This is a genomic window from Pseudomonas sp. 3JA (genome assembly GCF_036961705.1).
In the GTDB taxonomy this organism is placed as follows: Bacteria; Pseudomonadota; Gammaproteobacteria; order Pseudomonadales; family Pseudomonadaceae; genus Aquipseudomonas; species Aquipseudomonas fluorescens_Q.
The window spans coordinates 25,577-40,402 of the sequence record NZ_JBAMDJ010000018.1 but is presented as its reverse complement, the minus strand read 5'-3'; the positions used below and the strand labels follow the sequence as shown (position 1 = coordinate 40,402).

At 59.4% G+C, this 14,826-nt stretch carries 14 protein-coding genes; 12 read left to right on the top strand and 2 right to left on the bottom strand.

Features of this window, described 5'->3' with window-relative positions; translation table 11 throughout:
• Positions 1-76 precede the first annotated feature (76 nt).
• The 5 genes from V7773_RS15725 (at position 77) to V7773_RS15705 (ending at position 2,848) form a co-directional block, all read left to right on the top strand.
• Positions 77-667, top strand: coding sequence for a cysteine hydrolase family protein (locus tag V7773_RS15725; protein WP_003204493.1), 591 nt, complete (start codon positions 77-79; stop codon positions 665-667).
• Positions 668-797: 130 nt separating this feature from the next.
• Positions 798-1,118 (top strand): hypothetical protein, encoded by a 321-nt coding sequence (locus V7773_RS15720; protein ID WP_063324821.1) that lies wholly within the window; start codon positions 798-800, stop codon positions 1,116-1,118.
• A 73-nt stretch (positions 1,119-1,191) separates the two neighbouring features.
• On the top strand, positions 1,192-1,749 hold the full coding sequence (locus tag V7773_RS15715) for a Smr/MutS family protein (protein WP_025214971.1): 558 nt from the start codon (positions 1,192-1,194) through the stop codon (positions 1,747-1,749).
• 77 nt (positions 1,750-1,826) lie between these two features.
• On the top strand, positions 1,827-2,372 hold the full coding sequence (gene folE / locus V7773_RS15710; protein ID WP_003204506.1) for a GTP cyclohydrolase I FolE: 546 nt from the start codon (positions 1,827-1,829) through the stop codon (positions 2,370-2,372).
• 104 nt (positions 2,373-2,476) lie between these two features.
• Positions 2,477-2,848, top strand: coding sequence for a glutathione S-transferase N-terminal domain-containing protein (locus V7773_RS15705; protein WP_092147896.1), 372 nt, complete (start codon positions 2,477-2,479; stop codon positions 2,846-2,848).
• 79 nt (positions 2,849-2,927) lie between these two features.
• On the opposite strand, the gene V7773_RS15700 is transcribed toward V7773_RS15705, so the two are convergent.
• Positions 2,928-4,094, bottom strand: a complete 1,167-nt coding sequence (locus V7773_RS15700; RefSeq protein WP_336074097.1) for an aminotransferase-like domain-containing protein — start codon at positions 4,092-4,094, stop codon at positions 2,928-2,930.
• Between the two features lie 81 nt (positions 4,095-4,175).
• On the opposite strand from V7773_RS15700, the gene V7773_RS15695 reads away from it, so the two are divergent.
• From V7773_RS15695 to V7773_RS15675, 5 genes are all read left to right on the top strand, one after another.
• The gene (locus V7773_RS15695) at positions 4,176-4,613 is read left to right on the top strand and encodes a MarR family winged helix-turn-helix transcriptional regulator (RefSeq protein ID WP_336074096.1); all 438 of its coding nucleotides are present in this window, start codon (positions 4,176-4,178) and stop codon (positions 4,611-4,613) included.
• A gap of 240 nt (positions 4,614-4,853) precedes the next feature.
• The gene (locus V7773_RS15690; protein WP_336074095.1) at positions 4,854-6,203 is read left to right on the top strand and encodes an NCS2 family permease; all 1,350 of its coding nucleotides are present in this window, start codon (positions 4,854-4,856) and stop codon (positions 6,201-6,203) included.
• Positions 6,204-6,266: 63 nt separating this feature from the next.
• On the top strand, positions 6,267-6,893 hold the full coding sequence (locus V7773_RS15685; protein ID WP_336074094.1) for a LysE family translocator: 627 nt from the start codon (positions 6,267-6,269) through the stop codon (positions 6,891-6,893).
• A gap of 121 nt (positions 6,894-7,014) precedes the next feature.
• Positions 7,015-10,731, top strand: coding sequence for a calcium-binding protein (locus V7773_RS15680; RefSeq protein ID WP_336074093.1), 3,717 nt, complete (start codon positions 7,015-7,017; stop codon positions 10,729-10,731).
• A gap of 174 nt (positions 10,732-10,905) precedes the next feature.
• Positions 10,906-12,495, top strand: coding sequence for a hypothetical protein (locus V7773_RS15675; protein WP_336074092.1), 1,590 nt, complete (start codon positions 10,906-10,908; stop codon positions 12,493-12,495).
• A gap of 96 nt (positions 12,496-12,591) precedes the next feature.
• Here V7773_RS15675 and uraH read toward each other — a convergent pair whose 3' ends face one another.
• A complete protein-coding gene (uraH, locus tag V7773_RS15670) occupies positions 12,592-12,945 on the bottom strand; it encodes a hydroxyisourate hydrolase (RefSeq protein ID WP_063324814.1) in 354 nt (117 codons plus the stop codon).
• A 412-nt stretch (positions 12,946-13,357) separates the two neighbouring features.
• Here uraH and puuE point away from each other — a divergent pair, with 412 nt between their 5' ends.
• Together puuE and uraD are read left to right on the top strand one after the other, a co-directional pair.
• The gene (gene puuE, locus V7773_RS15665) at positions 13,358-14,299 is read left to right on the top strand and encodes an allantoinase PuuE (protein ID WP_063324813.1); all 942 of its coding nucleotides are present in this window, start codon (positions 13,358-13,360) and stop codon (positions 14,297-14,299) included.
• Positions 14,296-14,811, top strand: coding sequence for a 2-oxo-4-hydroxy-4-carboxy-5-ureidoimidazoline decarboxylase (gene uraD / locus V7773_RS15660; protein ID WP_336074090.1), 516 nt, complete (start codon positions 14,296-14,298; stop codon positions 14,809-14,811). Before puuE ends, uraD begins: the two co-directional genes overlap by 4 nt.
• Positions 14,812-14,826 lie beyond the last annotated feature (15 nt).

Sequence of the window (14,826 nt, the reverse complement as noted above, 5' to 3'; positions counted from 1 at the left end):
TTGCGATGGAAGCGATTCACAGAACCGCTCAGCCAGAGGACAATGTCGCAAAAGCCCCACTCGAAGGAGCCCCAGAATGTCCGTTCCAAAAACGATGTTTCAACTCAGCGGCCGTGGTTATGCAGCGGCCAATCTGAGTCAAGCGACCCTGATCATCATCGATGCCCAGAAAGAATACCTCGCCGGCCCCCTGGCCCTGAGCGGCATGGATGCAGCCGTCGCGAACATCAAGCAATTGCTCGGCGCGGCCCGTGCAGCCGGTCGGCCGATCGTGCATGTGCGCCACCTGGGCACCCATGGCGGGCTGTTCGATCCACAGGGCGAGCGCGGGGAGTTCATTCCCGGCCTCGAACCCCAGGCCGACGAAACCGTGATCGAAAAGCTACTGCCCAGCGCCTTCCACGGCACCGAGTTGAAAAAACGCCTGGAAGACTTCGGCCCCCTGGACCTGATCGTATGCGGGTTCATGAGCCACTCCAGCGTCAGCACCACCGTGCGCGCCGCCAAGAACCTGGGCTTTCGCTGTACCCTGGTGGAAGACGCCTGCGCCACTCGCGACCTGCCGTACAAGGGCGGCGTCCTCAGCGCCGAACACGTTCAGCAGACCGAAATGGCGATCATGGCGGACAACTTCGCCACCCTGGCGTTGACCCGTGACTTCATCTGATTCGCCTTGATGAGCGGCCACTTTCGCCGCTCATCCGCAAAAGCCTCGCATTTGCCGCAATTGCCCTACCTTCAGGAACAACCCGAACATCTTCCGGTCGAAGGGCCGATACCCATTGAGGAAGGTCGGAATGAAGTTATCCGATGGTTTTGACGCACGTCGCTTGCGGCCCAAGGGCCCGAGCAACTGGCGGTTTCGTTTTGGCGCGGCAATCGCCGCGCTACTGGCAACACTCGGTGTGTTGCTGGCCATGGCCGGTGCGGCCAGCCTGCTGGGCCGCCCGCCCGCTCTGGGCGAATTGAATGCCACCCCACTGGGTTCGGCGATCATCCTGGCGATCGGTCTTTTCGTGTTGTTGCTGGGCGTCTGGCTCTGGCGCCGCTGCCGCCGTCGCGCCCGCCAATCCCTGGAGCTGGCCATGGCTCCGCACCTGATGAAAAAGCACGACTGACCCGCCATCCGACGTTTTGTCGCGCCTGATCCCGCCAGAGTTGGGTAAACTGGTCGGCTTCGCGGAGGCTGACATGCAAGACGACGACTTTTCCCTGTTCAAAAGTGCGATCCAGGGCGTAAAACCGATCAAGCACGACCGCGCCGAGACCGGCAAGCCCAAGGCCGATCGCGCACAAATCGCCAAGCTGCGCCAGGCCGCTACCGTGCGCACCGACGCCACGACCGTGGATGGCTTGTCCGATCAGTTCGTGATCGACGTCGGGCCGGAAGACGAGTTGATGTGGGCACGCGACGGTGTCCAGGAAAGCCAGATGCGCAAGCTGAAGGTCGGCCAGATCCCCTTCGAAGGCAGCCTCGACCTGCACGGCATGACCGTGGAAAAGGCCCGGGAAACTCTTTGGGCGTTCCTGGCCGAAGCCACGAAATTCGAAATCCGCTGCGTGCGCGTCACCCATGGCAAAGCCGTGCGCCTGGACGGTAAGCGACCGATGATCAAGAGCCACGTCAACACCTGGCTGCGCCAGCACCCGCAAGTGCTGGGCTTCACCTCCTGCCAGGCAAAACACGGCGGCGCCGGAGCGGTGTACGTGATGCTCAAGCGCACCATGATGGAAGGTCGCGACGAATAGCCCTCGATTGCCGAGCTTGCAGCGCCGTGTCCGCCACCGTACCCTTGCCCTTTGCGTAAAATCCCACAGGTAGTTTCATGTCTCTGGAACAGAATTACACCGCGATTCTCGGCCAATTGGGCGAGGACGTTTCCCGCGAGGGCCTGCTCGACACGCCCAAGCGTGCTGCCAAGGCCATGCAGTACCTCTGCCGCGGTTATGAACAGACCCTTGAAGAAGTCACCAACGGTGCCTTGTTCAGCTCCGACAACAGCGAGATGGTGCTGGTCAAGGACATCGAGTTGTACTCGTTGTGCGAACATCACCTGCTGCCTTTCATCGGCAAGGCTCACGTGGCCTACATCCCGAGCGGCAAGGTACTGGGGCTGTCGAAGGTCGCGCGCATCGTCGACATGTATGCCCGTCGCCTGCAGATCCAGGAGAACCTCAGCCGCCAGATCGCCGACGCGGTCCAGCAAGTGACCGGTGCCTTGGGCGTGGCGGTGGTGATCGAGGCCAAGCACATGTGCATGATGATGCGCGGCGTGGAAAAGCAGAACTCCTCGATGATCACCTCGGTGATGCTCGGCGAGTTCCGGGAAAACGCCGCCACTCGCAGCGAATTCCTCAGCCTCATCAAGTAATCCGCCGCATGAAGAAAACCGGCATTGATCGCCGGTTTTTTTTCGCCTGTGAAAAATCAGGTAAGCTGCGCGCCCTCTTCTTCCCTGCCGCGAGGCTTAATACCGTGATCGTCAAAGCGCTTCGGGTTGGCTTGGGCCAGCTCATCATCTTCATCGACTTCATCACCCGCCCGGGCAAGAAAAAGCGCCCGGCCGAGGCCCAGGCGCAGGTCGAGCAGGCCGCTCGCAGCCTGACGCTGTATCAGTTCCACGCCTGCCCGTTCTGCGTGAAAACCCGCCGCACCCTGCGCCGCCTCAACGTACCGGTGGCCCTGCGCGATGCGAAAAACAACGCGCAGGATCGCCAGACACTGCTGGAGCAAGGCGGCCGGATCAAGGTGCCGTGCCTGCGGATTGAAGAAAATGGCGAGACCACCTGGATGTATGAGTCCAAGGTGATCATTGAGTATCTGGACAAGCGGTTCTCGGCAGCCTGACTATTTTCTACTGTGACGACTGGCCTCATCGCGAGCAAGCTCGCGATGGAGCCCGGACAGCCACCGCAGAATCCTGATATCAAGCCGCTTTTGCCGCCAACGCCTCCCGCACCACCCCCGCCAACCGCTTGAGCCCTTCATCCAGCCGCGCCGGGTCGATGTGGCTGAAATTCAAACGCAGGTGCCCTGGATGCTGGTCCGGCTCCGGGAAGAACAGCTCCCCCGGCATGAACGCCACGTCGGCAGCCAGTGCGGCGGCGAGCAAGGTTCGGGTGTCCAGCGGTTGCTTGAGGGTCAGCCAGAAGAACAGCCCGCCCTCGGGCACGTTCCAGTCCGCGAGGTCGGTGAAATGCTTCTCCAGCGCGGCCTGGAACCGATCACGGCGGTCCCGGTAAAAATCCCTCAGCTCACTCAAATGGCGACGGTACTGCTCGGTGCCGATCCATTGCAGCGCTTGCCATTGGCCGATGCGATTGGTGTGCAGGTCCGCTGACTGCTTGAGTCGCAGCAGATGCGGGAACAGATCCGGGCTGGCAATCAAATAGCCTACCCGTAGCCCCGGCAACAGGGTTTTCGACACGGTGCCGGTGTAGATCCAACTGGCCTTCTTCAAGCGACTGACGATCGGCGTGGCGCTGCCGCCATCGAACGTCAGCTCGCGGTAGGGTTCGTCCTCGATCAGGGTCACGCCAAACTCATCCAGCAGCGCCGCCACGGCATCGCGCTTGGCCTCGCTGTAGCGCACCGCCGAGGGGTTCTGGAAGGTCGGAATCAGGTAGATGAACGCCGGCCGATGCCGCTCCAGCCGAGCCCGTAACGCTTTCAGGTCCGGACCGTCGGCTTCCAGGGGCACCGTGATGCAATCGGCGCCAAACAGCTGGAAAATCTGCAACGCCGCCAGGTAGGTGGGCGCTTCCAACATCACTTCAGTTCCGACGTCGATGTGCAGCTTGGCCGCCAGGTCAAGGGTTTGCTGGGAGCCGCTGACCACCAGCACCTGACTCGCCTCACAGGCCACACCCAGCGCCCGCGCCTGGGCCGCCAGGGCTTCGCGCAGGGCGGGTTCGCCTTCGCTCATGCCGTACTGGCCCATGGACAAGGGCATGGCCGCCCATTCCACTTTCGGCAGCATGGCTTCGGCCGGCAGGCCGCCGGCGAACGACATCACTTCAGGGCGCTGCGCCGCCGCGAGGATTTCTCGAATCAAAGAACTTTTGAGGCGCGAGACACGTTCGGAAAAAGCCATGGAGTCACCTGTAGCGGGGCACGGGAGGAATGAGTCAAACTGGTTGACTAAAATTACGCCGACCTGCGTGGATACGTCAATATGCTTGACCTTAAAAACCCAACTTCCCAACAAATGGCCATGGAAGCGTTCTTCTTCGGTTACCAGGCATTCACCGCCAAGGCCGATGAAATGCTCGAGCGCCGTGGGTTGAGCCGGGTGCACCAGCGCATCGTTTTTTTCATCGCCCGCTACCCGTCCCTGAGCGTGAAGGAGTTGCTGGCGGTTCTTGGCGTGAGCAAGCAAGCGCTGAACATGCCGTTGCGGCAACTGATGGAAATGCACCTGGTGAACAGCGTCGCGTCCGAGACCGACAAGCGTAAACGGCTGCTGGAACTGACGGCCGAGGGCGAGCGGTTCGAACAGGCGTTGCGGCGTGAACAGGTGAAATTGCTGGAGCGGGTGTTTGCCGAGGCTGGGGAGGCGGCGGTGAATGGGTGGCTGGCGGTGAACCTGGCGCTGGGGAAATCCAGTGACTGAAGGCGTCTGCTCGCGATAGCGCCCTCAAGATCGATATATCCCTATTGCCCGACATTTCGTCGACAACACAGAAAACATTATTTGCATTATTTGTATACAAAAGCATAATTCGCTTCGTGCGAGTTCCTGACCAACAGGTCAACATACTTCGCCAGCCTTACCTGCCTCAGCGCATCGCAACCACCCCCAGGGCGTATGCGGTGCAGGAAATAACAATAAGACTCTTGAGGAGTACTCGCTGTGGAAAGCCGCAAACCCGAAGCCCGAACGCTGGACCTCTCGCCGCCACTACGCAGTGGCTGGCTGGAGCGCATCTTCAAACTCAGCTTGCATGGCACCACGGTGAAGACCGAGCTGATTGCCGGCCTGACGACCTTCATCACCATGGCCTACATCATCTTCGTCAACCCCAACATCATGGCCGACGCCGGCATCGATCACGGCGCCGCCTTCGTCGCCACCTGCATCGCCGCGGCCCTGGGTTGCCTGCTGATGGGACTGTACGCCAACTGGCCGGTGGGCCTGGCGCCAGGCATGGGCCTGAACGCGTTCTTCACCTACACCGTGGTCGGGACCATGGGCTACAACTGGGAAACCGCGTTGGGCGCGGTGTTCATTTCCGGTGTGCTGTTCATGGTCCTGACCTTGTCACGAGTGCGCGAGTGGCTGCTCAACAGCATTCCAGTGAGCCTGCGGTTCGCCATGGGCGCGGGGGTCGGCTTGTTCCTCGGGCTGATCGGCCTGAAAACCGCCGGGATCATCGTCGACAGCCCCGCGACCTTGATCAAGCTCGGCTCGTTGCGTGAGCCCGGTCCATTGTTGGCCGCGGTGTGCTTCTTGATGATCGCCGTGCTCAGTTATCACCGCGTGTTCGGCGCGATCCTGATCAGCATCATCGCGGTGACCCTGGCCGGTTGGGGCCTGGGATTGGTGCAGTACAACGGCGTCATGTCGACACCACCGAGCCTGGCCCCCACCTGGATGGCGATGGACGTAGCCGGTGTGTTCAACGTCAGCATGATCAGCGTGGTGCTGGCCTTCCTGTTCGTGCACATGTTCGACACCGCCGGCACCCTGATGGGCGTTGCCCAGCGCGCCGGCCTGGTGAAAGCCGACGGCAAGATCGAAAACCTGTCCCGTGCCTTGAAAGCCGACAGCGCCTCCAGTGTATTCGGCGCCATGGTTGGCGTGCCGCCGGTGACCAGCTACGTGGAAAGCGCCGCCGGTGTAGCGGCGGGTGGCCGGACGGGGCTTACCGCCGTGACCGTCGGTGTGCTATTTATTGCCGCCATGTTCTTCGCACCGCTGGCCGGGATGATCCCGGCCTACGCCACGGCCGGCGCGTTGATCTACGTCGCCATGCTGATGATGGGCGGCATGGCCCATATCGAATGGGACGAGGCGACCGACAGTATCCCGGCCATCGTCACGGCCATCATGATGCCCCTGACGTTTTCGGTTGCCGACGGTATCGCCCTGGGTTTCATCACCTATGTGGTGCTCAAGGCCGGCACCGGTAAACACAAGGAAATCTCCGTCAGCCTGTGGGTGCTCTGTGCGATCTTCATCGCCAAGTTCATCTTCTTGTAAGCGATACACCTAGCCACCCGCCTCATTCCTTGGATGAGGCTTTTGCACCTAAGGACCCACGCAATGAATCTGGAAACCTGGCTGTTGTTCAGCGGCGCTGCCTTGGTGGTGATCCTCATCCCCGGCCCGTTGTCGCTGTTGATGATCGGCAACAGCCTGAACTACGGCCTGCGCCGCTCGTACCCGGCGTTCCTCGGCGGCGTAATCGCCTCGATCTGCCTGTTGAGCGCATCGGCGCTGGGGCTCGGTGCGTTGTTGATGGCCTCGGAGCAACTGTTCAGCGCCCTGAAGATCGTTGGTGCGCTGTACCTTTTTTATCTAGCCTGGCAGAGCTGGCAGCAGTCGCGCCAACCCGCCCAAGGCGCCGAAGTGCCCCAGGCCGCAGCCGTCCCACGCTTTGGCGCCCTCTTCGGCCGGGCGTTCATGCTGGGCGCCAGCAACCCGAAGGACATCCTGTTCTTCGCCGCGTTCCTGCCGCAATTCTTGGCCGAGCAAGCGTTCCTGCCGCAACTGTTGATCATGATCGCCACCTGGACCGTGCTCGACCTGCTGTGCAAGCTGGCCTACGGTCTCGGCGCTCACGGCGCGGCGCGGTATTTGCGTACGGGGAAAGGCCAGAGCTGGTTCAACCGCATCAGCGCAGGATTATTTGGCGGCGCGGGCGCAGCCTCTTTACTGTCCAGCCACTGAACCCGTCGTTTTTCATGTCGGGCTTTCGCAAAACACCGCAACAACCAATCGATGTACACCCTTCAGGAAAACACCTTAGATAGAGGGCCATTCACATCATCGTTGAACAAGGACGTTCACAATGACCAAGGTTTTCTATCCCTCCCCTGTTTCTGACGAGCACGCCGTAGTCATTACGGACCTGGGCTTTCATGCCAATGAGCACACCGTCGAAACACTCGATTTCAGGGTGGCCGATGAGACGCCGCTCAGCGCCGAACACAAGCATCGGCAGGCCCAACTCGATGTCGTGGATAAACTTTATGGCCCACTCTCTATCGGCACCGTGAAGGTGACCCGTTCAGCCCTGGATGCGTTGGGCGCCACGACCGATGGACAACCGCTGACAGGGGACAATACTTTTTTCCGCACCCCCAATCGCTTTTTCTTGAACTCGCTGCAGTTCAGCGCCGTTGACATCGAAACGCGTATGACGATCACCAGCGATGTGGACGACTATCGGTTACCCACTTTGCTTTTCGAAATGGCGAGTCAACGTTCGCCCACGGCGCGCCCCTTGTTGAAAGAAAGTCCTGATACACAGGCTGAACCAACCGGGTATCGAAGCACGCTTGAAAAGCTTTTGAACGCCGCCCAGAGACTCAACCTCCATGCGCTCTCGCAAACCATGAGTTGGGTGAGCCAAGCGAAGAGCAACCTCCTCATCCCAACGGGCCTTGGCCTCCAGGCCTTCGGCATCTACAGCGGTCTGCGAGGCCTGCAGGACGCCATCCAGAACAAGGACGCTTACCAGACGGTCTTCAACGGGGCCGGCGTGGCGGCCGAGATGGCCTCGATCGGTGTCGAGGCAGCGGTGACCCGACAAGCCACTCAGATGATCAAGGCCGGCCAGAGCGCCCTCAGGGATTTCGCCAAAACAGGCTTCGCCATAAGGCTCGCCCGTGGAAGCAGCTTGATCGCCAGCGTACTGACACTGCCTTTCGATATCATCGCCGCTGTCGACTCTTTCAAGGCCGCCGCCCGCGCCACCGGCAAGGAAGCCACCGACCACTACGTCAGCGCCGCCCTGAGCGTCACCAGTGCGGCCATGAGCTTGACCCTCGGCATCGCGGCACTGGCAGGCTTCAGTTCAGCAGGTCCCGTGGGCCTTGCCGCGGGGCTTATCCTGGTGGTGGGATCACAAATCTGGGGCGCGATTCGTCAAGTCGATGAAATCGACGACTATATCGAACTCACCGCGCACGAGCGCCTGCGCACCGGTTGGCTCGCTTTCTGGGCAATCAGCCCTGATAAAGACATCCAGGATCGCTACACCCTCGCCAAGGCGACCGCCGAACATACCAAGCGGCTGCGGGCCAATGCCTTGTACTTGCTCAAGGGCCCATTGAAAGACAGCACTGAGGCGATCGTAAACGGAGCATTCACCGTAGAACTCGAACCGGTGACCTACACCACTTGGAATTGGTGGACGGGAGAACAATACCAGGCGACCACAGTACGTCCCAGGATCAAGGACAGCGACGACTGGATCGACGCGCGAAGTGGCGTTACTGCTCAGACGCCCGGCGCAGTCATTGAAACGTCGGCGGAAGATAAAGGCATCCATTGGTATATCGGCGGTGGCGACGACACGATTCTAGGCGTTGAAAACCAGCCAAATGTCTTCCATTACGGGGCGGGCGTTAAAAAACTGACCGGCGGCGTGAAAGATGACGTTTTCATCTTCGAGGGCTCGGCAGAGCCTCTCAGTGGAGGACAAACAACGAATACCCTGATGGGAGGCCTGGGCAACGACACGCTCATCTTATCGGGTCGCACCCGCAATAGTCAGGAGCCGCGCCTGGGCTATCAGGTCGACCTGGAGGCCGGGCACGTATCCGTCATCACTCAAGCCAGTCATCAAACAGAGAGCGAACACACTCCCCATGCGCGCCTTGAAGGCATTGAAAATGTCGAAATCCCTGAGGGCGGTGCCAACGTCATCAAGGGCAGCGCCGGCCCGAACATCATTAAATCCCGCGGCAATGACTCAATCGAGGCCGGTGCGGGAAATGACCGGATTTTTCTCCTGAATGGAAACAACCGTAATGCAGACGGTGGACCTGGCGATGATGTCTATGCCATTGCACATAAACCCGGTTGTGTCTCCATCAGCGAAGATGGCGTAGGCAACAGCGTCATCGCTCTGGACTGGAGAGCGGACCTGATTGAAAGCTGGCGAATAGAAGAAGGTCACTTGGTTATGACGTCCTGCTTCGACGCAAACGACTGGGCGCTTCGAAAAGTCATCATCAGGAACGTCTATGAAGACACCGATTATCCAAGCCCCCTACAAAACAATAAGCTGACGTTCATCACCCAGGATGGCTACCATTTGGTGCCCGACCTGCCTGACACGATCGAGCACCGCGGTCCGCTGGACATTGAAGCCATCGTGGTGCAGGCAGGAACACCACGAAACCCGGCCATCCTCAATGGACGAAGCGAGCAGCAGATCGCCCATGACAAAGACACGAGTTTTTATGTTTCGCGCATCAATGAACTCACCCGGCTCAAGGTCAAGCAAAAAAGCAAATTCTCCACCACCCTCCATCTGGACTATAGCGACGCTGAACTGACCCGTATCGAAGCCCATTACAGCGCCCACGCCACTCAGGACGCCGAAGGGGATACCGTGAAATACGGCGAATGTGGCCTGACATTACACTTTGGCATTCGCCGAGTCGTCTTGAAGAACCTGGCAAGTTCCGATGAACGTTATAGCGCGCAAAACCCGCAGACAGGGCGGCGTGCATTTTCCGCCTTGGGTTCGCATCACACGTTCATTCTGGTCATGAACGACGGCTCATCCTACCGTCTGGTCCAACCCTCGCCTGACTATGATCTGTTGCTGGACAAAACATTCATCGGTAAAGAGCCGGTCGAGTGGAAAACAGAAGCGCCACGGGCACTCACACCGACGAGAAAGCACTACGCCTACCTACAGCCCTTGGACAAGCATCCCCACTACATGCGCAGTTGGGCAGCCTGCGCCCTGCTCACATCCCCTACCGAACAGACAGGCATCGAAGTGCTGATTGGCGAAGGCGCCACCTACCTTGTTCACTTGAGCCCGGACATGACGCTACGCCTGTCCACGCCGGGCGCGCTGGCTGGCGCCAACCCCCGACTCCCCCGGGCCTCGCTATGGGAACTCGACGCCCGGCACCTCGGGCCAGTTGAGATCACATTTTCCTCCAACCTACTGCGGATCGGCACAGCAATCATTCATCTTCCAGTCCATGAAGCTGGAGACCTTGTCGACCAGATACGCGTCATCACCGCACGAGGCGTTGTCCATGCTGTCGACAGTCTGTTCGAGCGAGTTTATGTAGAAGCGCTCGATGGCCGGTACTTTGTCCCACTCGCCGATCCCAGCGCAGTGTTGCCCAGCGAACTGTCCAGCCTGGCATCCGATGAACTGAAGGTCCTTCACATTGCTGTCAAGGATGGGTCTCCCGGCAACTTGAGCTATAACCTCAAGACCCGCCAATGGATCCTCGACACCGATAAGTCCCGAGTCATTGAGACGGCGGACCTGAGAAAAACAGACCTGTGTGAACACGCCCTCCAGATCTATCAGGACCTGGCCCGCGATGGCCTCAGCCAGACCCCACCCATGGGGGATGAAGCCCTGCGTTCGTTGCGTGGCAAGTGCGTGGAATTGATGGAGAGCGTCACATTGGCACACTCGGTGATGTTTGCCCGGGCGCTAGCCCTGAGCGCGGTCTTCGGCATCAGGCTTTCGCAAATGGGCTGGCTCCTCTCATTGGCTGAGCCCTCTCCCGAACAGATATAGGCTTCAGGCATCTTTTCGAAGCTTTTTCCAGACGCCATACATATGTACCGCACCTGCCTGTTGGTTTTCCACGAACATTCTCAAGCCCTGGGCCTGCTCGCTATGCGACAGGCCGCTCGCTTCATGGCCGCATGAATCAACACTATTTTTCAAACTCAAGAACAGGCATTTTCAATGAGTCCAAGACAAAACACCCGGCCCAAGCCGCCAAAGTCGCCCCCCGATACACCTCACTCCAGCCGCGATACGACAGCGGAAACAGCGCTCGCAAACCCAGTGAGGGGAGAGGGAATCGATCCACCATCCGTCTCGCCAACCGAGCACGCGATCGAAACGCCTGAATCTTTGCTCTCGACCATTCAGATATCCGAAATGGCATCACCGGCCACCATCCGTGAAGCCCCTGCCTCGGTATCGCTGGACGACTACTACCTTTCACCCGAGCTGGTGCCCATGTTATCGGAGCCGGACGCAACGTCTGGGATCCGGACGTTCAGGACACGCACTTACGTCGAGCTTTCAGAGGGTGGGACGGTGCTGCTTGGACGCGATTCCGAACAGAACTACAGGGCCCGATCAGGCATCGAACTCGTCGCCTCCGGACCACGCCTGGAGCAAGTGGAAGGCAGCCACCTATGGCGTCAGATTCCGCACCGAGAGGCGATGCACGACGATGATTCCGATCTTGCTTCCACGCCCCATAGGCCATCGGATGATGAGGCGTCGCCAGTGACCGCGCCTAAGCGTCAGCGCGCGACGACCTCACAAAGCGAAACACCTGGGCAAAGCGCCCCGGTATTCAGTAAGAATTGGGGGATCGACCCAAGATTCATGGTGTCCGAGTTCATCACCCTGGACAACGTCCACTACAAGGTGGTGACACGCAGCGACGCGCGAGAACATCCGATCGCCTACGTTCAGCCGCCCACTCATCCCACCTATGATTTTGACCTGTTGGAAGCCACCCTCCGGCATACGCCTGACGAGCAGCCCCGAGGCGCAATGCAAATCCCACCGGATAACCAGTGGGAAATTGACGCCCGGCTTCCCTTTGAAAAACCACTGACGGCTTACGTCAGGGATTGTTTTCCAGAAGTCACGACAGTCACCTTGGAAAACATCGCAAGAAAGCAATTCGAACTCGCCAATAACGGACCGTTCGCCGATGCCGCGGGCTTGACCGCCCTGCGCCAGATTTTCAACGGCTGGAAAAACGCCAACCTCGCGCCGCATCCGCAATGGTCCGATCCGCTCTTGATGCTGCCAACGCTTGCGACCACGGCCTCCTCCAGAGGGGCTGCCCGCTCGATAACCCTGCCCGCCCCATTTTCGACGGGGACGCTGGAGCGGCTGGATTTTGATCCCATGCGGTTCCAGCGACAGTGGCTTTCTTTCCAGTCGACGTACACACCCGTGGAGTTCAAACGCTTTATGGCCGCCCTTCTGACCCGCAACGGCTACACGGTCATGGAGCCAAGCTCCTACAATAGTTTCCCGGCATTGGTATTCCAACGCGCCGAGCATGACCATGTATTTTTCATGAGCCTGCATCGCACCAGGATCCCAAAGATTTCCCTGCCAACGTACCTGGACCCCAATACAGCCGGCGTCCTCCTGGAAAACCAGCTCGGCGAAGCCGCGGCGAAAGTCGTCAGGGACGCCCACGCTGCCAACAAAATCATCTGGCTCAAAGGCGGTACTGAAATCCGTCCAGGCATTGCCGACACGGTCTTCATCATCCGGGATGACAATTCCAGGCTGTAAATACGCCGCGCAAAAAAAGCCCGCAGTGTGAGCGGGCGAAAAACCAAAGAAGCTTTATGCGCAGTGGCTTCCAGGACCAGGCAGTTGCTTGGGGGCTCAACTGCCTCGATAGGTTGAATAGGCGTAAGGCGAAATCAGCAGGGGCACATGGTAATGCTCCTGCTCGGCCGAAATGCCGAAGCGCAGTACCACCACATCCAGGAACGCCGGCTCGGACAACTGGACACCACGGGCGCGGTAGTAATCGCCGGCATGGAATTGAATCTGATAGACGCCCGAACGGTAGTTATCCCCTTGCAGCAGCGGCGCGTCGCAGCGACCGTCGCTGTTAGTCAGCGCGCTGGCGACCAGCTGCAGTTGCGAACCTTCCACGCGGTACAACTCGACCTTGATCGAGCTGCCCGGGCAGCCGTGTGCAGCATCCAAAACGTGAGTAGTCAAACGTCCCATTGATTGTGCGTGCCTCGCTGCTGGGCAGTCCGGCGCGACGCCTCCTGAATCAGTTGAAAGACAGGCCGCACCGTTTCGGAGCACGAAACACTACGGCGATGAGCGAATTAAGACACTTTAAAAGAAAATTGTACACAATAAAAAACAGATACTCAGTCGGCACTCGTTCCGACAAAGGTTCCTGCCCAATCTTAAGCCAAACCAACGGATACGCCATTCTTCCAGCCATTAATTGACCAGATGGGCAGGTTTCTTGCAGTGTAGACAAACCTGGGACAGCGGTGAAAAATGCAAAAAACCGGGCTTACAAATCGCACATAAAGTTGTATACAATCATCCCATCGTCGTGACGCCAGCCTATGATCCATCGCCGGGCGCCACCCACATGGTTCGAACAAGAAGGAAAACTGCAGTGAGCGCTGACTACCCACGCGACCTGATCGGTTACGGCAATAACCCTCCCCATCCCCAGTGGCCGGGCAATGCCCGCATCGCCCTGTCCTTCGTGCTCAATTACGAAGAAGGCGGCGAGCGCAACATCCTGCATGGCGACAAGGAATCCGAGGCGTTCCTCTCGGAGATGGTCGCGGCACAACCGCTGCAGGGCGAACGCAACATGAGCATGGAATCGCTGTACGAGTATGGCAGCCGTGCCGGGGTCTGGCGGGTCCTCAAGCTGTTCAAGGCATTCGATATCCCGCTGACCATTTTCGCCGTGGCCATGGCCGCCCAGCGCCATCCGGAGGTGATCCGCGCCATGGTCGCCGCCGGTCACGAAATCTGCAGCCACGGCTATCGCTGGATCGACTACCAATACATGGATGAGGCCCAGGAGCGCGAGCACATGCTCGAAGCGATCCGCATCCTCACCGAAATCACTGGCGAGCGCCCGCTGGGTTGGTACACCGGTCGCACCGGCCCCAATACCCGCCGGCTGGTCATGGAGGAAGGCGGTTTTCTCTATGACAGCGACACCTACGACGACGACCTGCCCTACTGGGAACCGAACACACCCAACGGCAAACCGCATCTAGTGATCCCCTACACCCTCGACACCAACGACATGCGCTTCACCCAGGTGCAGGGTTTCAACAAGGGCGATGATTTCTTCCAATACCTCAAGGACGCCTTCGACGTGCTGTATGCCGAAGGCGCCGAAGCCCCCAAGATGCTCTCGATCGGCTTGCATTGCCGCCTGATCGGCCGCCCTGCCCGCCTGGCGTCCCTCAAGCGCTTCCTCGAATACGTCAAAGGCCATGAACACGTCTGGTTCAGTCGTCGTGTCGACATTGCGCGTCACTGGCAGCAGACCCATCCGTATCAAGGGGCTTCGAAACCAGGAGCGTCGAAATGAGCGCCTTCCAGACCCTCAAGCCCTCGACCTTGAGCCGTGAAGCCTTCATCCGGGCTTTTGCCGACATCTACGAACATTCGCCATGGGTCGCCGAAAAGGCTTTCGACCTGGGCCAGGACCCGTCGATCGACCAGATCGAAACCCTGCACCAGCGCATGAGCGACATCCTGTTGAGTGCCGATCACGCCAGCCAGCTGGCACTGATCAACGCTCACCCGGACCTGGCAGGCTTTGCTGCCGTCCAGGGCCAACTGACCGAAGCCAGCACGAACGAACAGGCCGGCGCCGGTATTCACCAATGCACGGCCGAAGAGTTTCAGCGCTTCACCGAGCTGAACGACGCCTACAAGGCCAAGTTCAAGTTTCCCTTCATCATGGCGGTAAAAGGCAGCAACCGGCACCAGATCCTCGCGGCGTTCGAAACGCGCATCCATCACTCGATAGACACCGAATTCAAATGCGCGCTGGCAGAGATCAACAAGATCGCGTTGTTCCGACTACTGACCCTTTAGCGAGCAGCCTCCTGC

Bases quoted from the DNA above. Each gene is read 5' to 3' on its own strand.
- V7773_RS15725 (WP_003204493.1), top strand. From the start codon at position 77: ATGTCCGTTCCAAAAACGATGTTTCAACTCAGCGGCCGTGGTTATGCA.
- V7773_RS15685 (WP_336074094.1), top strand. From the start codon at position 6,267: ATGAATCTGGAAACCTGGCTGTTGTTCAGCGGCGCTGCCTTGGTGGTG.
- V7773_RS15715 (WP_025214971.1), top strand. From the start codon at position 1,192: ATGCAAGACGACGACTTTTCCCTGTTCAAAAGTGCGATCCAGGGCGTA.
- uraD (WP_336074090.1), top strand. From the start codon at position 14,296: ATGAGCGCCTTCCAGACCCTCAAGCCCTCGACCTTGAGCCGTGAAGCC.
- V7773_RS15720 (WP_063324821.1), top strand. From the start codon at position 798: ATGAAGTTATCCGATGGTTTTGACGCACGTCGCTTGCGGCCCAAGGGC.
- V7773_RS15675 (WP_336074092.1), top strand. From the start codon at position 10,906: ATGAGTCCAAGACAAAACACCCGGCCCAAGCCGCCAAAGTCGCCCCCC.
- folE (WP_003204506.1), top strand. From the start codon at position 1,827: ATGTCTCTGGAACAGAATTACACCGCGATTCTCGGCCAATTGGGCGAG.
- V7773_RS15680 (WP_336074093.1), top strand. From the start codon at position 7,015: ATGACCAAGGTTTTCTATCCCTCCCCTGTTTCTGACGAGCACGCCGTA.
- V7773_RS15700 (WP_336074097.1), bottom strand. From the start codon at position 4,094: ATGGCTTTTTCCGAACGTGTCTCGCGCCTCAAAAGTTCTTTGATTCGA.
- uraH (WP_063324814.1), bottom strand. From the start codon at position 12,945: ATGGGACGTTTGACTACTCACGTTTTGGATGCTGCACACGGCTGCCCG.
- V7773_RS15695 (WP_336074096.1), top strand. From the start codon at position 4,176: ATGCTTGACCTTAAAAACCCAACTTCCCAACAAATGGCCATGGAAGCG.